We start from the raw sequence: 22459 nt of genomic DNA on the forward strand, positions 1-22459 counted from the left end.
GCGTTTTTGTAACCTACATGGTTGGGATGTGTTGGTGACTGCGGGAGATCGGCATGCCGGACTGAAGACCTTCCTTCACCATATCGACAGTACAGGCGCTGTGTCCCGACTGTCGCCGGGTCCTTCGGCAATCTCAGGCTGCTCGGCCTGCAGCAGGGCTCTCCAATCGTCATCAGTCTATCGGCCAGCTGTATTCAAAGTTCGCTTCGGGCGATCCTCTGCATCGCAAAATCCCGTCCTGCATCGATCGCCTGTTCGCGATTGAGCGCGGGCAGCCGGGTGTCGACCGCCCGTCGCGTGAAGACGCAAGTGCTGCGGTAGGACGCCGCGTGTCCGCGATAGATGGTCACGAATGGCATCCACGCCGTGTTGCTCAGATTGCGATGGGCTTCCAGCACGATTTCGTACTGGCCGATCACTTCGATATGCACGATGTCCTCACGCTCAATTGACTGAGTGCGCAAGCTTACGCAGCCGGTGCGGGCGAGGCCATTGCACCTTGGTCTGTGCCTCTTATACCTAGGTGTGAACTGTATCGGCTTGCACCATGGCAAGAAGAACTGTGTTCCCTGTGCATGTCGTGCAGTGTGCGCGTCGCGCCTGACGCCTGGCTCGTAGACTGGCCCCACGTAAAAAACGCACCGGACCGTGCTCGCATCGAAGCGCGGTGGGGACGCTTTGTCTTGAAAGATTAGAGGTGATTCATGATCCGTCCTGCCCGCCTTGCCATCCGCATTGCCACGCTCCCCTACGCGGGCGTGCCACGGTCGCTGGGGCTTTCATGAAGCGCTCCCGCATGAACAGCGACGATGCGTCGCATCCGCACCCCCGGGCTGTTAGTCGCAGCGTCATCGAATGGTGCACCTTGCTGGCGGTGCTGGTCTTCACGGCGCTGCTGATCGTCAACTTCATCTGGTCCGAACGCCGCCTGATCAAGGCTTCCGAGACCTCTCGCATGCAATTGCAGGCGCGCATCATCGAGGAGAGCATGGGGCACCAGTTCCAGGGCGTGCGCAACGCGCTGGAGAGTGCGCGCGGCGCCACCGCCCCTGATCGCCACTGCAATCCCGAATGCCGCCAATTGCTGCTGCAGTCGCTCAAGCGCGCCATGCCCGGGGTGCGCGCCATGGTGCTGCTCGACGCCCAGGGACGCATCAGCATGTCGGCCGACGACATGGATGATCGTCAGCTCGATGATCGCGACTTCCTGGCCCAGATTTCGCGCATGCTCTCGCGCAAGCTGATGTACATGTCGCAACCCTACGAGAACACGCCGGGGGTATTCAACATCAAGTTGTCGATGCCCCTGACCGGGCCCGATGGTCGCAACGAAGGCGCGGTCAGCGCCATCCTCAACCCCGAGTATTTCGACGCCGTGATGCGCTCGGCGATGTACGCCGACGACATGAATATCGCCATCACCAGCGAGGATGGCCGGCGCCTGCTGTTCGTGCCGGCCAACGCCACCGAGATGCGTCGCCCCGAAAGCGACGTCGACGATTTCCTGCAGCGTCATCTGCGGGGTGGCGCGGTGGCCAGCGTGATGACCGGCGCCGGGGCCGACGGTGAGCAACGCATGGTGGTGCAGCGCACCGTGCTGCAGGGCGAGCTCGGACTGGACAAGACCCTGGTGATCGGTCTTTCGCGCAGCGTCGAACGCATCAATGCCGGCTGGCATGATCTGGCCCGTTCCTACCTGCTGATGTGGTGCGCATTCGCCGCCATCGGCGCCTTGGCATTGGCGGCCATCCAGCGGCGTCGACGCCAGGCGCAAGAACAGGCCTGGCTGCGCGATGTGCAGCATGCCGAAATGGTCGAACGCATGGAGCTGGCCCTGGGCGGCGCCAACCTGGGGTTGTGGGATTGGCATATCCCCAGCGACCGTCGCACCGTCGACGCTCGCGCCAACGCCATGCTGGGCTATGCCCCCGATTGCCAGCACGATGGCGTGGGCGAATGGCGTTCGCTGGTGCATCCCGATCACATGGAGTCGCTGGACCATGCGTTGCGCCTGCACCTGGCCGACAGCACCAGCTTCTTCGAGGCCGAATACCAGTTGCGGCACAAGGACGGTCACTGGGTCTGGATCCAGTGTCGCGGCAAGGTGGTCCAGCGCGACAAGCCGGGACGTCCGTTGCGCATGGTCGGCACCCGCATGGACATCAGCGCGCGCAAGAAGGCCGAAGAAGAAATCGCGCGCCTGGCCTACTACGACGGTCTCACCGACCTGCCCAACCGGCGCATGCTGCTCGACCGCCTGGGCCGTGCGCTGGCCCGCAGCGGGCGCGGCGCCAGCCAGGGCGCGGTGATCTTCGTCGATCTCGATAACTTCAAGTCGCTTAACGACACCATGGGCCATGACATGGGCGACCGCCTGCTCAAGCTGGTCGCATTGCGACTGGTCCAAGTCACGCGCGAGGTCGATACGGTGGCGCGCCTGGGCGGCGACGAATTCGTGATCCTGCTCGAAGACCTGGGCGCCGACGCCGAGGAGACCGCCGCCAATGCCGAGTTCGTGTGCCGCAAGATACTAACGTCGCTCAATGCCGGTTACGCCATGGACGGCTACGAAGTGCGCAGTACCCCGAGCCTCGGCGTGGCGTTGTTCGGCAGCGGGCGCCATAGCGTCAACGACCTGCTGCGCCAGGCTGACATGGCGATGTACGAGGCCAAGGCCGCCGGGCGCAATACTTACCGTTTCTTCAGTCCCGACATGCAGGATGTGCTGGACCAGATCGCCATGCTCGAAAACGATCTGCGCCATGCGCTGGTGCGTCGCGAGTTGTTGTTGCACTACCAGCCCATCGTCGACGAGCACGGCAGCCTGTGCGGGGTCGAGGCCCTGATGCGCTGGCAGCATCCGCGGCGCGGCCTGGTCTATCCGGGGGCATTCATCGGCCAGGCCGAAAAGACCGGCCTGATCGTGGAGTTCGGCGAGTGGGCGCTGGAGCAGGCCTGCGAGCAATTGCTGGCCTGGTCGATTGATGCCGCCACGGCGCACCTGACGATCTCGGTCAACGTCAGCGCCAGCCAGTTCCGCCAGCCCGAATTCACGCAACGGGTATTGCATGCGCTGGAGCGCACCGGCGCCAATCCACGCAGGCTCAAGCTTGAGTTGACCGAGAGCATGCTGCTGACCGATGTCGATGACCTGATCCGCAAGATGGGCCTGCTCAAGGAGATCGGCGTCGGCTTCTCGCTGGACGATTTCGGCACCGGTTATTCGTCCCTGAGCTACCTCAAGCGACTGCCGCTGGACCAGTTGAAGATCGACCGTTCCTTCGTGCAGGACATGTTGCTGACGCCGCACGCTTCATCGATCGTGCGCACCATCGTCAGCCTGGCCCAGGCGATGGGTTTGCAGGTGGTGGCCGAAGGGGTGGAGAGCGCCGAACAATGGGCGGCCTTGCGCAAGATCGGTTGCGGCGCATTCCAGGGTTACCTGTTCGGCAAGCCGACGCCGCTCGATGAAGTCATGGAGCGCTTCGCCGCCGGCGGTATTGCGCCCCAGCCGATGCGCACGCCTCAGTTGGCCCTGGTCAATCCGCTGGCGGGCAGTTGAGCGCCCACCGTGGCCGCCGGATGCATCGGAGCCGGGGCGATGTCCGGCTCCGGCAGCGTGGCGGCGCGTTGCGCCAGTTCCTGCGCGATGTCGCCCAGCAGTCGCACGGCCTGTTCGAGTTCGCGGTTCCAGGCGAAGCTGTAGTTGAGGCGGATGCAATGGTCGAAGCCGGGCCCGATGCAGAACATGTTGCCGGGCGCCACGCTGATGCCGGCGGCCTGCGCCCGCACATGCAATTCGAGCGCATTGACGCCGCGCGGCAGGGTAACCCACAGCAGGTAGCCGCCTTCGGGTTCCGAGGCGACGGTGCCTTGCGGAAAAAATCGCAGCACTGCCGCGCGCATGATGCGCCCGTGTTGCGACAGCGTCTTGCGCAAGCGCCGCAGGTGGAAGTCATATCCTTCGTTGTGCAGGTATTCGGCAATCGCCCGCTGCGGGTGCGACGGCGTGGTGACGGTATTGAGAAACTTGAGTTGCTCGACCGCCTGGCGATAGCGTCCCGGCAGGATCCAGCCGATGCGATGCTCGGTGGTCAGGCTCTTCGAAAAGGAACTGCAGTACAGCACCAGCCCCTGGCGATCAAAGGTCTTCAGCGGTCGCGGGCGTTGCTCGGCGTAATGCAGTTCGCCATAGACATCGTTCTCGATGATGGGCAACTGGTGCGATGCCATCAGTTCGACCAGCGCGCGCTTGCGTTCTTCCGGCATCTCGAAGCCGAGCGGATTCTGGAAATTGGGCATCACGATGCAGGCCGCCACCTGGCCCGCTTCGATCACCGCATTGAGCGCCGGCAGGTCGATGCCGCGTTGCGGATCGGTCGGGATCGGCACTGCGCGCATGCCCATGCGTTCGATCGCATGCAGCAGCGCATAGTAGGTCGGGGCTTCGACGGCGATGCCGTCGCCCGGGCGGGCGATGGCCTGCAGCGCCAGGTTGATGGCTTCGGTGGCGCCTTCGGTGATGATGATCTCGGCGACATTGACGGCCAGTCCAGTTTCCAGATGGCGTCGCGCTATCTGGCGAATCAGTTCCTGGTTGCCGGGCGGCAATGAGCCCATCAGTTCCTGGCGGTCGCGTCGCTTGTACATGCCATGCGCCAACTGACTGATGCGGGCTGATGGAAACAGCGATGGATCGGGGTAGGGCGAGCCCAGCGGAATGCGTTGCTCGCAGTTGATCGAGCGCATGTTCGACAGCGCCAGCGCGACCGGGGCCAGGTTGATCGGCAGCAGCGGCGTGGCCGGCGGCAGTTGCGGGGCCAGCGCGGTGGGTGCCGGCTGGTCCTGCCGGGGCCGCACGAAGTAGCCGGATTGCGGCCGGCTTTCGATCAGGCCGCGGCTTTCCAGTAACAGGTAGGCACGGATCACCGTGGAAATGCTCAGCTGGTACTGCTGGCTGGACCGGCGCACCGAGGGGATCTTTTCACCCTGGAGCATGATGCCGTCGTCGATCTGCTGCCGGATCGTGTCGGCCAGTTGTTCGTAGAGCTTCACAGTGCCTCCCTGCTGGGTGTCTTATAGGATCATTTCCTGGATCGCATCGTAGGTCTACCCGTCAAGCCCGCCAATCATACGAGAGTATGAAGCGGGCGCCCGACTAAGCGCGGGCCGCCATGTTGTTGTTTATTTCGATTCCCGCAATCCGGGATAAACGCCGCCCGGGCCTGCTGTTTCGGCATGCCGACTCGCTAATGTGAACAATTGCGTTGCCTGCCGATACTTATACTTTGGTGTAATACGCATGTCTTTACATGTGTCAGGCATTTATACTCGTGTTCCGCTGGAAGCGAAATAATTCTATTAACAGGCTCCGCCCACGCTGGGATCCGCATGTACATTTCTGCCCGTTCACCGTTGGTGCCGGTATGCGCCATCGCGCTTGCCGCACTGATCTTCGCCATCGATGCGCTGACCCCGCTGGACGTGGCCATCGCAGTGCTTTATGTCGCCGTGGTGCTGTTGTCGGTGGCCGCCTGGCCGCGCCGGGGCGTCATCGCCATGACCACGCTGTGCATCGTGCTGACGCTAGTGGCCTACGGTATGTCGCATGGCTTGGACCAGAACGATGGCGCCCTGGCGCGCTGCCTGGTGAGCCTGGCCGCCATCGCCATCACCGCCTTCCTGGCGCTGAAGGGACAGGCCGCCGCCTTCGCCCTGATCCAGCGCGAAGAGGCGTTGCATACCGCACAAAGCCAGCTGGCCCACGCCAGCCGTGTGAGCACGCTGGGCGAGATGGCGGCCTCGATCGCGCATGAGGTCAACCAGCCGCTGGCGGCCATCGAAACCCATGGCGAAGCCTGCCTGCGCTGGATGAACCGGCCCGAACCCGACCTGGGCGAAGCGCGCTCGGCGGTGCAGGCGATGCAGCGCGATGCGCGCCGCGCCAGCGACGTGATCCGTCGCATTCGCGGCATGGCGCGCAAGTCCGATACCGAATTCGTTGCGCTCGATCTCAACGAGATGATCAGCGACAGCTGCGACCTGCTGCGCCGCGAGCTGCAACGCCATGGCGCGCAGTTGCAGCTGGAGCTGCAACCGGGCTTGCCGATATTGCGGGCCGACAAGGTGCAATTGCAGCAGGTATTGATCAACCTGGTCATGAATGCGGCCCAGGCCATGGCCGACGCCGGCGTGCGTGAACGCAACATCCTGGTCCGCTCGCTGGCCGCGCGTGGCGAGGACGGTCAGGGCGACGGGGTGGCCATCGAAGTGGTCGATAGCGGCCCGGGCTTTGCGCCCGACCATCTCAAGCGCCTGTTCGATGCCTTCTTCACCACCAAGCCCGACGGCATGGGGATGGGGCTGCCGATCTGCCGCTCCATCATCGAAGCCCATGGCGGCGTCATCCGCGCCTGGAACGGCAAGCCGCAGGGGGCCGTCATGCGCATCCACATTCCGACCGCTGGCGCCCCGGAGGCCGCATGAGCACCGCCGACACCATGGTCTATATCGTCGACGACGACGAATCCCTGCGCGGCGCGCTCGACAGCCTGTTGCGCTCGGTCGGGTTGCAGGTGCGCTGCTTCGCCTCGGCCGCCGAGTTCCTGCAGCGGCCATTGCTCGACCTGCCTAGCTGCCTGTTGCTTGATGTGCGCCTGCAAGGCATCAGCGGGCTCGATTTCCAGGCCGAACTGGCGCGTTCGGGGGTGACCATGCCGGTGATCCTGATGACCGGTCACGGCGACATTCCGATGAGCGTGCGGGCCATGAAGGCCGGCGCGGTCGACTTCCTGACCAAGCCCTTCCGCGACCAGGACCTGCTCGACGCGGTTGCCGCCGCGCACGAGAAGGACCGGCGCCAGCTGGCCCAGCGCCAGGCCAATTCCAGCCTGCAGGCGCGTTATGCCAGCCTGACCCCGCGCGAGACCGAAGTCATGTGGCTGGCCGCCAGCGGCTTGCTCAACAAGCAGATCGCCGGCCAGTTGGGCACCAGCGAGGTCACCGTCAAGATTCATCGTGGCAACGCCATGAAGAAGATGCAAGCCCGCACCTTCGCCGACCTGGTGCGCATGGCCCAGGCGCTGGAGCCATCGCGGTCCTGAGATGCGATGCGCCAGCGGCCTGCCGGGGCTGTCATTGCCATCCGGACATCATCTTGCAGGCCGCACCCAGCCTGGCCTGGCGGCGTTTTCGGTGGCGCCGGTCTTTCTCTCATACCAATGTATGATTCCCGCCGCGGCCGGTCCCCATTAACCTGCAATCCTGATAGCCAAGGCTGCCGGCACGCCATGCCAGAGCAGCCGAGACAAGGATGAGCAGTGAAAAAGACAAGCAAGATAGCCATAGTGGACGATGACGGTTCGATGCGGGACGCCTTGTCGGCGCTGGTGCGCTCGATAGGGATGAGCGGATTGACCTACCCCTCGGCCGACGATTTCGTGGCTGCGCGCGGCTTCGAGCAGGCCGATTGCGTGATCACCGATGTACAGATGCCGGGCATGAGCGGCATCGAGCTGCTGGAGCTGCTCCGGCGCCAGCAAGTGAACCTGCCCGTGATCGTTGTCACCGCTTACCCGTCGGCGCCGCTGCAGGCGCGCGTCACGGCGGCCGGCAATGCCAGTTTCATGGGCAAGCCGTTCGACGGCAACGACATGGTGGCGCGGATCGAACAGGCCCTGGGCCACTGACTGCCGTCGCCACGCCGGCATCCCTGAAGGAAGGACGAGCATGGAAAACCTGATCCAGAATCCCCTGCGCCCACGCGCTGCCGCCCCGCTTCCCGACGACTGGCGCGAGCGCGCCCGGCTGCAGCTGGGACGCCACATGCGCTGGCCCATCTATCTGCTGCTGACCATCGTGGTGGCCTGCGGCATCGGCTTGTCGGTGGTGATGCAGCACACGCTGGAAAACATCCGCGCCGCGGCTGAACCGCTGCTGCGCCTGGGCTTGTCGCAGCAGGGCATGCAGGACGTCGCCGCGCTGCTGCGCGAGGGCGGCATGGTCGATGTCAATATCAATCGCATTGCCCGCCTGGTGCACTGGTTCAACCTGCTGGCGCTGCTGACGGCGCTGTTCATGATGTATCACATCTGGGCCCGTTTTCGTTCCGAGGACGCGCTGGCGCATCAGGCTGCCCACGACCCCCTGACCGGCCTCGGCCATCGTCGTTCCTTGCAGCGACGCCTGCAGCGACTCAAGGGCGATGATCATGTCGTGGTGCTGGGCAGCGTGGATCGTTTCGAACGGGTAGTGGGCGCCTATGGTCACGAGTTCGCCGACCAGATGACGCTCGACCTGTCGGCACGGTTGCGGGCGGTGGCGGCGGCCCATCAGGGTGAAGTGTTTCGCCTGGAGGGCGCCAACTTCGTGATGCTGTATCGCCACACGGTGGACTCGCCCGGTCTTGCGCGTGCCCTGCAAGCGTTGCAGGCCAGCATGGCGCAGCCATTCAGCAGTCCCAAGCACGAAGTGTTCTCCAATCTCAGCCTGGGCGCGGCGCAATACCCGCGTCACGGCAGCGATCCGGTGGCGCTGCTGCGCAATGCCGATGCGGCGCTGCAGTCGGCGCGCGCGCTGGGCGGCAACCAGTGGGTCGCGTATTCGGAAGAACTCAATGCCCAATCGGCGCGTCGTGTCGATCTCGAAGCGCAACTGGTGCATGCGCTGGAGCGCGACGAACTGGAACTGCATTTCCAGCCGCAGCAGCGCCTGCGCGATGGCGAACTGATCGGATTCGAGGCGCTGGTGCGCTGGCGTCGTCGCGGCGAGCTGGTGTCGCCGGCGGATTTCATCCCGGTGGCCGAAGAATCGGGGCTGGTCATCGCCATCGGCAACTGGGTGCTCGAGCGTGCCTGCGAGCAGATCAAGCTGTTGCAGCAGCATACCGGTCGCAGCTTTGTGGTGGCGGTCAACATTTCGCCGCGTCACTTCGGCCACCCTGACTTCCTGGGCGACATCCAGGCGCTGCTGGCACGTACCGGCATCGACCCTGCCTGTCTCGAACTCGAGATCACCGAAGGCGCCGTGATGGAACGCACCGAGGCCGCCATTGCGCTGCTGCGCCAGTTGCGTGCGCTGGGCCTGAAACTGTCGATCGACGATTTCGGCACCGGTTATTCGAGCCTGGCCTACCTGAAGCGGTTTGCGATCGACAAGCTCAAGATCGACCAATCCTTCGTGCGCCAGTTGAAGCCCAACTCGCAGGACGCCGCCATCGTGCAGGCCATCATCGGCCTGGGCCATACGCTGGGCATCGACGTGATTGCCGAGGGCGTGGAAACCATCGACCAGCGCGAATGGCTGCGTCGTCTGGACTGCGACGAGATCCAGGGCTATTTCTACAGCCGTCCGCTGCCGCAGGAAAATGTGCTGCCGTTCGTGCGGCGCGAGTGCGTGGAATTGAAGGTGGCTTGAGTGTGCTCTCCGGCTTCAACCTGTCGGAACTGTCGGGACGAGCAGATTGAAGGCCATCGTCGGCGGGCTTGGTCAGCATGGTGTGAAGAGACCGGTACAAGACCGGAAAATGAACCGGCAAAGCAAGTCTCTTCATTCACCTTTTAGAGCTTTATTTTCCATTTAAAATCAAAAGGTTATGATAAAAATCAAATGGAAAAATAAACCGGTAAAAATATAAGATTCCTCGCTTCGTTTTTAGCCATTCTTGCGGCAACCTGGCGGCGGGCTTGAAGAGCGCACGGGAAGATCGCTGCTGGCCGGATTGCTGTCGTCCAGACTGATCTCAAGTAATGCTGCGCGAGGGGCGCTTAACTTCGCTCTACCGTTGGATGCCTTGCACTTTCTGCTGCTAGAGCTTTCGACTGAAGGCACGCAGTGATGCAAGCCTGCTTGCGCACCCCTTGCATCAACCAGGGAACGCGCCGGGCGATGTGCCGGTCCTAGTAACGCGCAATTCGGGGCGCGGGGCCGTGCGACGTTGTCTGTCAGCGGTTCTCGCCTCTTCAGTTGTCAGTCCGATTTTCGCCGGCCGCATTCCTCCATGCCTGTGGCCGCACTTAGCCAGTTAAAACGTTGTCGCCGGCGCAATCCGGCGACTGCCGAACCAAACCAGCCCCAGGATGCGAAACATGGATGAGCTCTCCAATGTGCGGATTTCCCGCCGCGACATGCTGATCGTCAGCGCCCTCTCGGCCACGGCCGCCCACGCCCCGGTCGCCGCCCGGACTCAGGCCGATACGCCTACCCCCGCAGCAGCGCCGCAAACGCCGGCGCCGGTCACCGCCAGCGTCACGCTGCACGTCAACGGCCGCCAGCAGACGCTGCAACTCGATACCCGCACCACGCTGCTCGACGCCTTGCGCGAGCACCTGCACCTGAACGGCACCAAGAAGGGCTGCGACCATGGCCAGTGCGGCGCCTGTACGGTGATCGTCGATGGCCGCCGCATCAATTCCTGCCTGTCGCTGGCGGTGATGCACGATGGCAATGAAGTCACCACCATCGAAGGCCTGGGCCAAGCCGAGCGACTGCATCCGATGCAGGCAGCCTTCATCAAGCACGACGGTTTCCAGTGCGGTTACTGCACGCCGGGGCAGATCTGTTCGGCGGTGTCGGTGCTGCGCGAAATCAAGGAGGGCATTCCCAGTCACGTCAGCGGCGACCTGAGCACGGCGCCCCTGCTGAGCGATGCCGAGATCCGTGAACGCATGAGTGGCAACATCTGCCGCTGCGGCGCGTACTCCAACATCCTCGACGCCATCAACGAAGTCGCCGGGAGCCAGCCATGAAGGCCTTTACCTACGAACGCGCCCAATCGCCCGCGCAAGCTGCCGCCGCCGTGGCGCGCACGCCGGGCGCGCGCTTCATCGCCGGCGGCACCAACCTGCTCGACCTGATGAAGCTCGAGGTCGAAACGCCGCTGCATCTGGTCGACGTCAACGGCCTGGCGCTGGACCAGATCGACGCCACGCCCGAAGGTGGCTTGCGCATCGGCGCCCTGGTGCGCAATACCGACCTGGCGGCCGACATGCGCGTGCGACGCGACTATGCGGTGCTGTCGCGGGCGCTGCTGGCCGGCGCCTCCGCCCAGTTACGCAACAAGGCCACCACCGCCGGCAACCTGCTGCAGCGTACCCGTTGCCCTTATTTCTACGACACCAATCAAGCCTGCAACAAGCGCCAGCCCGGCAGTGGCTGCGCGGCGCGCTCGGGCTTCAGTCGCCAGCATGCGGTGATCGGCACCAGCGCCGACTGCATCGCCACCCACCCCAGCGACATGGCGGTGGCGATGCGCCTGCTCGATGCCGCCGTCGAAACGGTGCGCCCCGATGGCAGTGCGCGCGTGATTCCGATGGCCGACTTCCATCGCCTGCCCGGCAACACTCCGCATATCGAGAATGCGCTGGCGCCGGGCGAGCTGATCACGGCGGTGGTGCTGCCGCGTCCATTGGGCGGCACGCACATCTATCGCAAGGTACGCGACCGCAGTTCGTATGCCTTCGCGCTCGTGTCAGTAGCGGCGGTGCTGCAGGCCGATGGTTCCGGGCGCGTGGCGCTGGGTGGCGTGGCGCACAAGCCCTGGCGTCTTGAAGCGGCCGAGGCGATCCTGCCCCAGGGCGCTGCCGCGGTGGGCCAGCGGCTGCTGGCAGATGCCACGGCGACGGCCGAGAATGCCTTCAAGATCACGCTGGCCCGGCGCACCCTGGCCGCCGTGCTGGCCGAACCCAGGAAAGGTTGAGTCATGCGCTTCGATACCCCCGCCACTACCAATCCCATCGACCAGAAAAAGATCATCGGCCAGGCCGTTGATCGAATCGATGGCCGTCTCAAGACCACCGGTGCTGCTCCCTACGCGTATGAGCAGCACCTGGCCGTGCCCAATGCGGCCTATGGTTATGTGGTCGGTTCGGCCATTGCCAAGGGTCGCATCGAATCGCTCGACACATCCGCCGCCCGTGGCGCGCCGGGCGTATTGACGGTGGTCACCGCTGCCGATGCCGGCAAGCTGGCCAAGGCCGGCCGCAATACGGCGGCGTTGTTCGGCGGCCCCGAGATCCAGCACTATCATCAGGCCATCGCCATCGTGGTCGCCGAGAGCTTCGAGCAGGCACGGGCCGCCGCGCAACTGGTGCAAGTGCGTTATTCGGCACAGCCGGGCGCTTATGACCTGGCCCACGCCAAGGCCAGCAATGCCGTCACCGGCGCCAAGGACGACAAGCGGGTAGGCGACTTCGAGAAGGCCTTTTCGGCCGCCGCGGTTCGTCTCGATGCGACCTACAGCACCCCCGACCAGTCGCACGCGATGATGGAACCGCATGCCTCCATCGCCCTGTGGGAAGGCGGCAAGTTGACCGTGTGGACGTCCAACCAGATGATCGACTGGGGTCGCAGCGACCTGTCCAGGACGCTCGGCCTGCCCAAGGAAAACGTGCGCCTGATCTCGCCCTACATAGGCGGCGGGTTTGGCGGAAAACTGTTCCTGCGGTCCGAGGCATTGCTGGCGGCGCTGGCAGCGCGGGCGGCCGGGCGCGCCGTCAAGGTGGCGTTGCCGCGACCGTTCATCTTCAATAACACTACCCACCGTCCGGCCACCATCCAGCGCATTCGCATCGGCGCCGGGCGTGACGGCAAGATCACCGCCATCGGCCACGAAAGCTGGTCTGGCGATTTGCCCGGCGGCGGGCCCGAAGACGCGATCCAGCAGACCCGCCTGCTATACGCCGCGCCGCATCGCCTGACCGGCACCCGCCTGGCGGTGCTGGATCTGCCCGAAGGCAACGCCATGCGCGCCCCCGGTGAAGCCCCGGGGCTGATGGCGCTGGAAATCGCGATCGATGAAATGGCCGAGAAGCTCGATATCGACCCGATCCTGTTTCGAGTCCGCAACGACACCCGGGTCGATCCCGAGAACCCGGATCGTCCGTTCTCGCAGCGCCGCCTGATCGAATGCCTGCGCACCGGCGCCGAGCGCTTCGGCTGGCAGCACCGCGCTGCGCGACCGGCCAGCACCCGCGAAGGGCAGTGGCTGATCGGCACCGGCGTGGCGGCGGCCTTTCGCAACAACCTGACGATGAAGTCCGGCGCGCGGCTGCGTCTGTCGCCGGCCGGCGTGGTCACGGTCGAGACCGACATGACCGACATCGGCACCGGCAGCTACACCATCATTGCCCAGACCGCCGCCGAGATGCTGGGCCTGCCGCTGGAGCGTGTCACGGTGCGCCTGGGCGACTCCCGCTTTCCGGTGTCGGCCGGATCCGGCGGCCAGTGGGGCGCCAACAGTTCTACCGCCGGCGTCTATGCCGCCGCCATGAAGTTGCGTGAAGCGGTGGCGCAGCGCCTGGGGCTGGATGCCGCCAGCGCCGAATTCGTCGATGGCACCGTGCGTGGCCAGGGCAAGACATTTCCGCTGGGCCAGGCGGCCAGCGCCGGTGAACTGGTGGTGGAAGACAGCATCGAGTTCGGCGACCTTGGCAAGCGTTACCAGCAATCGACCTTCGGTGCGCACTTCGTCGAGGTCGCGGTGGATGCCGCCACCGGCGAAATCCGCGTGCGCCGGATGCTGGCCGTCTGCGCCGCCGGTCGCATCCTCAATCCCAAGTCGGCGCGCAGCCAGGTGATCGGCGCGATGACCATGGGCGTCGGCGCGGCCCTGATGGAAGAGCTGGCGGTCGACCGCCAGGTTGGTTTCTTCGTCAACCATGACCTGGCCGGCTACGAGGTCCCGGTGCATGCCGACATCCCGCATCAGGAAGTGATCTTCCTCGACGAGACCGACCCGATCTCTTCGCCCATGAAGGCCAAGGGCGTCGGCGAGCTGGGTTTGTGTGGCGTCAGCGCGGCCATCGCCAATGCGGTCTATCACGCCACCGGGGTGCGCGTGCGCGACTATCCGGTGACGCTCGACAAATTGCTCGACAAGCTGCCGCCGGTATAGGAAAGGGCCACCATGGAAAGCATCGACCTGAGCGTATTGCGCGCCCTGTCCGGCTGGCGCCACGAAGGCCGCCACGCTCTGCTGGCGACGGTGGTGCGCACCTGGGGTTCGTCGCCCCGCCCACCGGGGTCGATGCTGGCCTTGCGTGACGACGGGCGCATCGTCGGCTCGGTCTCGGGCGGATGCATCGAAGACGATCTGTTGCATCACTATGCGCGTGATGCGCTGGGCGGGCATGCGGGTGCTACGCCGCAGTTGGTGCGTTATGGCGTGTCTGCCGATGAAGCGCATCGCTTCGGCCTGCCTTGCGGCGGCACGCTGGAACTGCTGCTCGAATTCGATCCGGATGGCGCCCGCCTGGCCGAGCTGCTGGCCATGCTCGACAGTGGCGTGCTGGTGACGCGGCAGGTCGATTGCGCCACCGGCTCGGTCGCGCTGACGCGCGCCACCGTGCCGACCGCCCTATCATTCGATGGCCATCGATTGTCCAGCACGCTGGGGCCGGGCTGGCGCATGCTGCTCATTGGCGCCGGCGCGCTGGCCGAGTACCTGGCGACGATGGCATTGTTCAACGGCTTCGAGGTCACCGTCTGTGATCCGCGTGGCGAATATCGCCAGGGCTGGTCGGTGGCCGGCGTGCAGATCGTCACCGACATGCCGGATGACGCCGTGATCGCCTTTGCTCCCGATCGCCGCACCTGCATCGTGGCGCTCAGCCACGATCCCAAGCTGGACGACCTGGCGCTGCTGGAATCCCTGCATAGCCCTGCCTTCTATATCGGCGCCATCGGTTCGCGCCGCAACAGCGCCGCCCGGCGCGAACGCCTGATGACGCATTTCGGCGCCACCGGCAGCGACCTGGCCCGGTTGCACGGACCCATCGGCCTGTACATCGGCAGCAAGACGCCGCCCGAGATTGCGGTCAGCGTCATGGCCGAGATCCTGGCGGCCAAGAACGGCGTGCCGCTGACGATATCGGTCGAGCAGGGCAAGTGCGCCAGCGGGTCCGTTGCGCCTTGAGCCGCTAGCGCAGCGCGATGCTGCGGCTGGTCGCCCGGGCCGCCAGATGCGGGTCGTGCGTGACCAGCAATACAGCGCAGTGATGCTGGCGGCATTGCTCCAGCATCAATTGCATCACCTCTTGCTGGCTCACCGGGTCGAGCCGTGACGTGGGTTCGTCGGCAAACAGCAAGGCCGGCTTGAGCAGCAGCGCGCGCGCCAGTGCGATGCGTTGCAACTCGCCACCCGAGACCTCGCCCGGACGGCGATCCAGCAAGGTATCGGCGATGCGCATGCGCGCCAGCAGATGCGCCAGTTCATTCCAGTCCAGCCCGTGCAGGCGCACCAGGTCGCGCAGTGAGCGCCGCAGCGTCAGGCGCGGCGCGAAAGCCGCCACCGGGTCCTGGTAGAGCTTCTGGAATGCCGTCGGCGCCAGGCCCGCTGCGCGCGTGACGCTGCCGCTGTCGGGTTGCATCAGGCCCAGCACCAGGTTGCCGAAAGTCGTCTTGCCGGCGCCGCTGGGGCCGCTGATGGCGACCACCTCGCCGCGCGCAATGCGGGCATCGATGCCGGTGAACAGGGTCTGTTTTGCGAACGACTTCGACAGCCCGCTGATCGTGACCACCGGCGCTGCGTCCGGCACCTCGGGCGTCGCGTTGGCCGGCCACTGTTCGGGATCGGCCGCCAGCAGCCGGCGCGTGTACTGTCGTTGCGGCGCGGCCAGCACCTCGGCGGCCGTGCCGCGTTCGATCATGCCGCCGTCGAGCATGACCGCCAGTTGCCCGCCCAGCGCGCGCGCCAGCCAGACATCGTGGGTGATGCACAGCAGGCTCATGCCTTCGCGTTGCGCCGCCTGCAGCAGCGCCAGCACGTCGGCGCGTCGGTCATGGTCCAACCCCTTGGTCGGCTCGTCGATGATCATCAGCGGCGCGCCGGCGGCATGGGTTGCCAGAAATGCCAGGCGCTGCGCCATGCCGCCCGAGATCATGAAGGGATACTTGTCGGCAGCGTCACCCAATCCCAGCGACTGCAAGGCGCGCATGGCGAGCGTGCGGGCGCCGCTGCGGGCCTGGCGCAGGCTGTCGTTCTGGCTGTCGGCGGCCGGCTGGCTGACCAGCTCGTAGGTCTCGGCCACCTGGCGCCAGGCCTTCATGGTCGGGTCCAGCGCCAGCCAGGGTTCTTGCGGCAGCAACGCAATCTGGCGACCCCAGGCGGCATGGCGGCTGGCTTGCTGCGCGGCGTCGCTGGCCTGGCCGGCGATGCGGATGCGGCCTTCGCAGCGCAAGCCACGCGGCAGCTTGCCCATGATGGCCTGCGCCAGCAGCGACTTGCCGGAACCGCTCTCGCCGAGCAGCGTGAATACGCCCCCTTGCGGGATGTCGAAGGAGATGTCGCGCACCAGCGCCGTGTCGCCGTGCCATACCGACAATTGCTCAAGTTGCAGTGCGCTCATGTGCCCTCCCGCTGGCGCGACAGCAACAGCAATCCCAGCAACATGACGAACAGCACCGCCACGGGAGCGGCGATCAGCCAGGGCGCCTCATGGTAGTACGGCAGCAGTTCGATCATCATGACCCCCAGTTCGGGCGTGGGCGGTTGCAGGCCGACGCCGACAAAGCCGAGCGCCGACATCGCCAGCACCGCCCCGGCCAGGCCGAAGCGCATCAGCGTGAACAGTCGCGGCAGCAGTTCGGGCAGCAACTGGTGACGCACGATGTAGGCCGGTCCAAAGCCCAGCATGCGCGAGGCCTCGATCTGTGGACTGCTCAGCAGTACCTTGGAGGCTGCGCGCACCACCCGGAAATACTCGACCCACAGCGCCAGCGAGATGCCGACATACAGGGGCCAGAATCCGCCCGGCGCAAACGCGGCCAGCAGCAGCACCAGCAACAGTCCCGGCAGCGCCAGCACGGCGTCGGCCACGGCCGCCAGCACGCGCTCGAACCAGCCGCCGCACCAGGCCGCCAGCAGCCCCAGCAGCGAACCCGGAATGGCCGCGCTGGCCACGCTCAGCAGCGCCAGCGACAGTGACAGCCGGGTGCCGTGCGCCAGCCGCGCCAGCATGTCGCGACCCAACTGGTCGAAGCCCAGCGGATGCAGCAGGCTCGGCGCTTCCAGGAAGCGCTGCAATTGCTGGCGCGCCGGATCGCCGCCGCCCAGCCACGGCGCCAGCAGCGCCAGCAGGATGATCGCCAGCAACAGCGCAATGCCGGTCCACTGGCTGGCCGCCAGCCGGGAAGGAAGGAGTGACAAGGGGAGTGATTTCATGGGCGGCGACGCGGATCGATCATGGCGCAAGCCAGGTCGACCAGCGCATTGAAGAGAACGAACATCAGGCCCAGTACCAGCGCCGAGCCCTGGATCATCGGCACGTCGCGACCGAAGATGGCATGCACCAGCGCATGGCCGATGCCAGGCCAGGCGAAGATGGTCTCGACCAGCACCACGCCTTCGACCAGATAGACCAGCTGCACGCCAAGATAGGCGACGATGGGCGCGGCCACATTGCGCACGCCGTGGCGCGTCATCGCCTGCGACAGGGTGAGCCCCTTGCTGAGGGCAAAGTCGAAGTAGGGCGACGCCCGCACCGCCGCCATGGCGTCGCGCGCCACCCGGCACGACACTGCCGCCAATCCCAGTGCCAGGGTCAGCGCCGGCAGCATGATGCTGGCATGGTCGTCATGCCCGGCGGCCGGCAGCGCGCCCAGTTGTACCGAGAAGACCAGCACCAGGATCAGGCCCAGCAAGAATGAAGGCAGCGCCCGCAGCACCACCGAGACGGCCAGCGTGATGCGGTCGATCCAGCCGCCCGGACGCAGTCCCGCCAATATGCCCAGGGTAGGACCGATCAACAGCGACAGCGCCAGCGCCAGCAGCGACAGGCGCAAGGTCGGGCCGAGCTGGTGCACGATCTCGGTCATCACCGGCTGCGCCGTGACCTGCGACTGGCCCAGGTCGAACTGCAGCAGGCGCGCCCACCAGTCGAGTAGCGCCGCCAGCAATGGCCGGTCCAGTCCCAGTTCGTGACGCACCGCTTCGGCCGCCGCCGCCGTGACCATGTCGTAGCCGTAGCGACCGGCGGCGATGCGATAGGCCATGTCGCCCGGCAGCAGTCGCGTCATGAAGAAACAGAGGGTGCCGACCAGCAGCGCCACCAACACCGCCTGCAGCAGTCGCCGCGCCAGCGCCGGCAACCAGGTCGCCAACAGGGAAGAGAAACGCATCATGTCCATTGCAATTGCGAAATCCGATAACTGCGTTCAAACGCATCCAGCGACGCGCCGTTGATGCGACGGCTCACCGCGCATGTCTGGCGATACCAGACCACCGGAATCACCGGCAACTGCTGCTGCAACACCGCAGCCACCTGCGCGCGCGCCGTACCCTGGGCGGCGGCATCGATGCGGCCATCGGCCAGGCCGGCCAGCGTGCTGCTGACCTGCCGATCATCCCAGCCCATCGCGCCCCAGTCGCCGCCGGCGGGACCGAAGTCCTGCAGCAGCGTCGCCACCGGGTCGGGCAGGTTGCCGAAGTTGCGTGCCGCCAGCGCCAGTTGCAAGGCACCGCTGCGATGGCCGGCCGGGATATCGCTGGAGTTGCCGATGACCACCCGCACCGCGATGCCGACCTGGCGCATTTCTTCCTGCAGGGCGGTGGCAATCAGGGGCAGTTCAGGACGGTCGACGAAGGTCGTCAATGACAGCTCGAAGCGTTCGCCGGCGGCATTGCGACGAATGCCGTCGGCGGCGATTTTCCATCCGGCCGCATCCAGCAAGGTGCGTGCCGCGGCGAGGTCGGTGCGCAACGACGGCAGCGCCGGATCGTGCCACAGCCGCATCGACGGCGGGAACAGTTGCGTGGCGCCCAGGTCGGGGTCGCGCAGCAGGGCGCGGGCGATGCCTTCGCGTTCGATGCACAGCGAGATCGCCTGGCGCACCCGCACATCGGCCAGCCAGGGATGACCGGCATTGAGCTTGATGAAGGTGGTGCGCGGCAGCATGGTGTTGATCAACTGCGCCCGCGCACTGTGCTGCAGGGCGCGGATGCTTGGCGGATCCAGCGAAAAGGCCATGTCGGCCTGGCCGCTCTGGACCAGCAGCGTACGGGTTTCGGCGCGCGAGACGCTGATGTAGCGGGCCTTCTCGATGCGCCGTGCGGGACCGCTGCCGGCGTTATCCGGATGCGCCGCAAAACGGTCCACGTCGAACTGCTGCGGCAGCGACAGCTTGGCCATCGCAAAGCGGCCACTGCCGATGATGCTGCGCACATTGCCATCCGGGCCGAACGCCGATGGCGCCAGGATCTGGGTGCTCGAATGCGTGAACAGGTAAGGCAGTGGCGAGAAAGGGCGCGCCAGTTGCACCAGCAATTGCGCGCCGTCCAGCCGCATGGCCGTGATCTGCGCCAGCTTCAACACGCCCGGACGCGCCTGCGCCCGTTGCAGGCAGGCCAGCACGCTGGCCGGTGTGACGGCGCTGCCATCGTGGAAGCGCCGATCCGACGCCAGTTCGAAGCGCCATTGCAGGCCATCGCCGCTGACTTCCCAGCGGCGCGCCAGGGCCGGTTGCAGGCGTCCTTCGTCGTCCACGTCCAGTAGCGTCTCGACCACCTCCATGCGCGAAAACATATAACCCGCGCGCGACGGATCGAGCCCGGTCATTTCCCACGGGCCGACGATGGTCAGCACGTCGCCGGTGGCGGCGCTGATGGCGTGCGAATGCGGCTGGCCGTCGTCATGCGCCCAGGCCGGACAGGCCGCCAGAACGCCGGCGGCCTGCAACAGCGCGCGGCGCTTGTTGATGATGTTCAATGGCGGCCTCAGAACTTCACGCGCACGGTCAGCGCCGCGCTGCGTTCGTCGCCCGGCATGATCCACAGGTTGCTGTAGGAGCTGGCGGTATAGCGCTTGTTGAACAGGTTGTTCACATCCAGCGACAGCCTGACCTTGGGCGTGACCTGCCAGTAGCCGAGCGCGCGTGCCGTGACGTAGGACGGCAACTCGAACGTGTCGCCCTGGTCGCCGCTGCGCGCGCCCACATAGCTGGGGCCGCCGCCGATGCCCCAGACGCCGCCACGGGCATCCGCATCTTCATAGATCGCCAGCAGGCTGCCCGAGGTGCGCGGCACGTTGACCAGGCGCGAGCCGGTCTTGAGCGTGTTGTCGCGCGCGACGTAGGCATCGGTCCAGGCCAGGTTGCCGGCGACGCGCCAGTGATGGCCGAACTTGCCGCTGAAGTCGAATTCGACGCCGTGGCTCTTGACTTCGCCGGCGCTGATCGAGAAGCCGGTGTTGACCGGGTCGGCGGTCAGCACGTTCTGCTTGGTGATGTCGAAGGCGGCCAGCGTGGCGCCGCTGCGGCCATCGGCGCTTTGCCATTTCACGCCTACTTCGCCGGCGCGCGAAGTTTCCGGGGCGAACGCATTGCTGTTGAAATCGGCGCCGGTATTGGGGCGGAACGACTTGCTGGCGCTGGCGTAGACCGAGAACGCATCGCTGAGCAGATAAGTCACGCCCAGGCGTGGCGAGACGGCACCCTTGTCCTGGGTGGTGACCTTGTTGTTGCGCATATCGTTGAGAGTCGACTTGAAGGTATCGAAACGGACTCCCGCCAGCACGCGCCAGCGCTGCGCCAGCTTGACCTGGTCCTGCAGGTACAGGCCGACGCTGCTCTGGCGCTCGGCGGTGTTGGTGTTGAGCGTCGGGGTCGGTTGCGCCTGCCCGTAGACCGGATTGTTGATGTCGATCGCATACGGCGCGCCGGCGCTCGGATTGATGCGCAGCATGCGCTGGTCCAGCGTGAGCCAGTCGGCCTCGATCCCGGCCAGCACTTCATGACCGATGTCGCCGGTATTGAACTTGCCGCCCAGCTCGGCCTGCAACGAGGTGTCGTGCCAGCTGTAGTCGCGGTAGCGGCGCTGGCGACGCAGGGTGGCGTTGTCGGCCTGCAGCGCCGAGGCTTCGGTCGAGTAGCCGTTCAGTGCGCCCTGCTTGTGGAACACGCCGGTGCGCAGTTGCCAGTTTTCGTTGAGCCGATGTTCGAGGGTCAGCAGATGGCTCTGGTTTTCCATCTTGATGTCGCCGTCATTGGGCTCGCCCAGGAAGCGCGACGCCGGCAATGCAGCCGGATTGCCGTTGATCGCGACGATACCGCGATCCAGCGGCGCCCGCTGGCGCAGGAACTCGGCTTCGTAGTTCAGGATGGTGTGATCACCCAGCACCCAGGTCAACGCCGGCGCCAGGAATTCGCGCTTGCTGCGCACGTCATCGCGCACGCTGCCGCGGGTCTCGAGGGCGGCGTTGAGGCGATAGGCAACGGTCGGCGCCAATGCCCCGGTGGAATCGATCGTGCTGCGATAGAAGTCATTGGTGCCGACCGACAGGTCGACCGAATTGGCTGCCTTGAACTGCGGCTTCTTGGTGACCACGTTGATGGTGCCGCCGGGTTCGCTGTTGCCGTACAGCGCGGCAGCCGGGCCCTTCAGGAAGTCGACGCTCTCGACGTTGGCGGTGTCGCGCGGCGGCGCATAGCCGCGGTTGGACGCAAAGCCGTTCCACAGGATGTTCATGCCGCCGTTTTCGTTGCCCGAAAAGCCCCGGATCGAATAGTTGTCCCACAGGCCGCCGAAGTTGTTCTGGCGCGCCACGCCGCTGACGCTTTGCAAGACGTCGTCGAGGCGGGTGGCGGCCAGGTCGTCGAGCTGCTGGCGACCGATCACCTGCACCGCTTGCGGCAACTCCTGCAGCGGCGTGTCGGTGCGGGTGGCGCTGCTGTTGCTGCGGGCACGATAGGCGGCGCGTTCGGCGTCGTCGGTGACCACGATCGGCGCCAGGCCGCTGGCTGCGTTGTCGGCTGCCAGCGCGGGCGCGCTGAACGGCGCGCACGCAAACAGACTCATTACCGCCAGTCGTATGGACGGATTGTTCATGACTTACCTTCCCCTGTGGGCATCGGCCTCTCAGGCGACACACCGATTGATCTGAATGCACGGCACTGTCCATGCACGGCGCTGCGCATTGTATTGCAACATTGTTGCATTTGTAAAATGCGAATGGCATTGCGGTACATCTCGCAGGCGGGCGACGGCATGTTCCTGCAGTTGGCTGGACGAGTGAAATGCGGTAACACCTGGCAGTCACGATACGTGGCGATCGGCTGCATCGGGCAAATTGTCCCGGATAAAGGCCGTCGTTGAGCAAGGCGGCGCACCAAAACGCGAGCATCATACACGGCGCCGGACGGCGTGGGCAGGCGTTCAATGCAACTGCGACGTTTTGTCGCGTGCGCCGGGCAACTATCCAAAAGCCCCCGCCCCAAGTATGATTCGCCTGTTTTGGTGCTCGCGGCCGGGTTCTCGGCCGCAGTTAAACGGGAAACACGCGTCGGCTGACGGTCGACGACACAACGTGTGCTGCCCCCGCAACGGTAAAACAGGCGCCGCATTTCTTGCGGCAGGTCGCCTCCGAGGTCCACTGTGCTTTTTTGCATGGGAAGGCGTGGCGATTGGCCCTGTTAGCCCGGATACCGGCCAGGACGGATGGATGCAGGCGACCGGGGTGTGTCGTGACTG

At 65.6% G+C, this 22459-nt stretch carries 16 protein-coding genes and 1 riboswitch; of the genes, 9 read left to right on the forward strand and 7 right to left on the reverse strand.

Annotated elements, in window-relative coordinates:
* Window positions 1-194 precede the first annotated feature (194 nt).
* Window positions 195-431: a hypothetical protein gene (locus tag LBW87_RS21850; RefSeq protein ID WP_225203583.1), complete on the reverse strand. Its 237-nt coding sequence runs from the start codon at window positions 429-431 to the stop codon at window positions 195-197.
* A 350-nt stretch (window positions 432-781) separates the two neighbouring features.
* Between LBW87_RS21850 and LBW87_RS21855 the strand changes: the two genes are divergently transcribed.
* Window positions 782-3562 carry an EAL domain-containing protein gene (locus LBW87_RS21855; RefSeq protein ID WP_225203584.1) on the forward strand — a complete coding sequence of 927 codons (2781 nt, stop codon included), beginning with the start codon at window positions 782-784 and terminating at the stop codon, window positions 3560-3562.
* On the opposite strand, the gene LBW87_RS21860 is transcribed toward LBW87_RS21855, so the two are convergent.
* Complete coding sequence (locus LBW87_RS21860; protein WP_225203585.1) at window positions 3526-5055, reverse strand: PLP-dependent aminotransferase family protein; 1530 nt, start codon at window positions 5053-5055, stop codon at window positions 3526-3528. The two genes, LBW87_RS21855 and LBW87_RS21860, sit on opposite strands and share 37 nt — an antisense overlap.
* A gap of 336 nt (window positions 5056-5391) precedes the next feature.
* On the opposite strand from LBW87_RS21860, the gene LBW87_RS21865 reads away from it, so the two are divergent.
* The 8 genes from LBW87_RS21865 (at window position 5392) to LBW87_RS21900 (ending at window position 14911) form a co-directional block, all read left to right on the forward strand.
* On the forward strand, window positions 5392-6486 hold the full coding sequence (locus LBW87_RS21865) for a sensor histidine kinase (RefSeq protein ID WP_225203586.1): 1095 nt from the start codon (window positions 5392-5394) through the stop codon (window positions 6484-6486).
* Window positions 6483-7103, forward strand: coding sequence for a response regulator transcription factor (locus LBW87_RS21870; RefSeq protein WP_225203587.1), 621 nt, complete (start codon window positions 6483-6485; stop codon window positions 7101-7103). The genes LBW87_RS21865 and LBW87_RS21870 overlap by 4 nt, the downstream gene beginning before the upstream one ends.
* Window positions 7104-7319: 216 nt before the next feature.
* Window positions 7320-7688 carry a response regulator gene (locus tag LBW87_RS21875; RefSeq protein WP_225203588.1) on the forward strand — a complete coding sequence of 123 codons (369 nt, stop codon included), beginning with the start codon at window positions 7320-7322 and terminating at the stop codon, window positions 7686-7688.
* Between the two features lie 40 nt (window positions 7689-7728).
* Window positions 7729-9414: a putative bifunctional diguanylate cyclase/phosphodiesterase gene (locus LBW87_RS21880; protein WP_225203589.1), complete on the forward strand. Its 1686-nt coding sequence runs from the start codon at window positions 7729-7731 to the stop codon at window positions 9412-9414.
* 671 nt (window positions 9415-10085) lie between these two features.
* Window positions 10086-10745, forward strand: a complete 660-nt coding sequence (gene paoA, locus LBW87_RS21885) for an aldehyde dehydrogenase iron-sulfur subunit PaoA (RefSeq protein WP_225203590.1) — start codon at window positions 10086-10088, stop codon at window positions 10743-10745.
* Window positions 10742-11695: an FAD binding domain-containing protein gene (locus LBW87_RS21890; RefSeq protein ID WP_225203591.1), complete on the forward strand. Its 954-nt coding sequence runs from the start codon at window positions 10742-10744 to the stop codon at window positions 11693-11695. Before paoA ends, LBW87_RS21890 begins: the two co-directional genes overlap by 4 nt.
* Window positions 11696-11698: 3 nt before the next feature.
* The gene (paoC, locus tag LBW87_RS21895) at window positions 11699-13891 is read left to right on the forward strand and encodes an aldehyde oxidoreductase molybdenum-binding subunit PaoC (protein WP_225203592.1); all 2193 of its coding nucleotides are present in this window, start codon (window positions 11699-11701) and stop codon (window positions 13889-13891) included.
* A gap of 12 nt (window positions 13892-13903) precedes the next feature.
* Entirely contained in the window at window positions 13904-14911 is a 1008-nt protein-coding gene (locus LBW87_RS21900; protein ID WP_225203593.1) for an XdhC family protein, read from the forward strand.
* Window positions 14912-14915: 4 nt separating this feature from the next.
* On the opposite strand, the gene LBW87_RS21905 is transcribed toward LBW87_RS21900, so the two are convergent.
* The 5 genes from LBW87_RS21905 to LBW87_RS21925 all read right to left on the reverse strand — a co-directional run bounded on the left by LBW87_RS21905 (window position 14916) and on the right by LBW87_RS21925 (window position 21817).
* Complete coding sequence (locus LBW87_RS21905; protein WP_225203594.1) at window positions 14916-16343, reverse strand: ABC transporter ATP-binding protein; 1428 nt, start codon at window positions 16341-16343, stop codon at window positions 14916-14918.
* On the reverse strand, window positions 16340-17158 hold the full coding sequence (locus tag LBW87_RS21910; protein WP_225203595.1) for an ABC transporter permease: 819 nt from the start codon (window positions 17156-17158) through the stop codon (window positions 16340-16342). Before LBW87_RS21910 ends, LBW87_RS21905 begins: the two co-directional genes overlap by 4 nt.
* Window positions 17155-18123 (reverse strand): ABC transporter permease, encoded by a 969-nt coding sequence (locus tag LBW87_RS21915; protein ID WP_413927674.1) that lies wholly within the window; start codon window positions 18121-18123, stop codon window positions 17155-17157. Before LBW87_RS21915 ends, LBW87_RS21910 begins: the two co-directional genes overlap by 4 nt.
* Window positions 18114-19550, reverse strand: a complete 1437-nt coding sequence (locus tag LBW87_RS21920) for an ABC transporter substrate-binding protein (protein ID WP_413927675.1) — start codon at window positions 19548-19550, stop codon at window positions 18114-18116. The genes LBW87_RS21915 and LBW87_RS21920 overlap by 10 nt, the downstream gene beginning before the upstream one ends.
* 158 nt (window positions 19551-19708) lie before the next feature.
* Window positions 19709-21817, reverse strand: coding sequence for a TonB-dependent siderophore receptor (locus LBW87_RS21925; protein WP_225203598.1), 2109 nt, complete (start codon window positions 21815-21817; stop codon window positions 19709-19711).
* Window positions 21818-22206: 389 nt separating this feature from the next.
* Window positions 22207-22437: riboswitch (cobalamin riboswitch) on the forward strand.
* Window positions 22438-22459 lie beyond the last annotated feature (22 nt).

Source organism: Herbaspirillum sp. alder98 (assembly GCF_020179755.1).
Taxonomy (GTDB): Bacteria; Pseudomonadota; Gammaproteobacteria; order Burkholderiales; family Burkholderiaceae_D; genus Herbaspirillum.

Excerpts from the sequence above, each read along its gene's own strand:
- paoA (WP_225203590.1), top strand. The coding sequence starts at position 10,086 with ATGGATGAGCTCTCCAATGTGCGGATTTCCCGCCGCGACATGCTGATC.
- LBW87_RS21920 (WP_413927675.1), bottom strand. The coding sequence starts at position 19,550 with ATGACCGGGCTCGATCCGTCGCGCGCGGGTTATATGTTTTCGCGCATG.
- LBW87_RS21915 (WP_413927674.1), bottom strand. The coding sequence starts at position 18,123 with ATGGACATGATGCGTTTCTCTTCCCTGTTGGCGACCTGGTTGCCGGCG.
- LBW87_RS21855 (WP_225203584.1), top strand. The coding sequence starts at position 782 with ATGAAGCGCTCCCGCATGAACAGCGACGATGCGTCGCATCCGCACCCC.
- LBW87_RS21900 (WP_225203593.1), top strand. The coding sequence starts at position 13,904 with ATGGAAAGCATCGACCTGAGCGTATTGCGCGCCCTGTCCGGCTGGCGC.
- LBW87_RS21880 (WP_225203589.1), top strand. The coding sequence starts at position 7,729 with ATGGAAAACCTGATCCAGAATCCCCTGCGCCCACGCGCTGCCGCCCCG.
- LBW87_RS21865 (WP_225203586.1), top strand. The coding sequence starts at position 5,392 with ATGTACATTTCTGCCCGTTCACCGTTGGTGCCGGTATGCGCCATCGCG.
- LBW87_RS21910 (WP_225203595.1), bottom strand. The coding sequence starts at position 17,158 with ATGAAATCACTCCCCTTGTCACTCCTTCCTTCCCGGCTGGCGGCCAGC.
- LBW87_RS21870 (WP_225203587.1), top strand. The coding sequence starts at position 6,483 with ATGAGCACCGCCGACACCATGGTCTATATCGTCGACGACGACGAATCC.
- LBW87_RS21925 (WP_225203598.1), bottom strand. The coding sequence starts at position 21,817 with ATGAACAATCCGTCCATACGACTGGCGGTAATGAGTCTGTTTGCGTGC.
- paoC (WP_225203592.1), top strand. The coding sequence starts at position 11,699 with ATGCGCTTCGATACCCCCGCCACTACCAATCCCATCGACCAGAAAAAG.
- LBW87_RS21905 (WP_225203594.1), bottom strand. The coding sequence starts at position 16,343 with ATGAGCGCACTGCAACTTGAGCAATTGTCGGTATGGCACGGCGACACG.
- LBW87_RS21890 (WP_225203591.1), top strand. The coding sequence starts at position 10,742 with ATGAAGGCCTTTACCTACGAACGCGCCCAATCGCCCGCGCAAGCTGCC.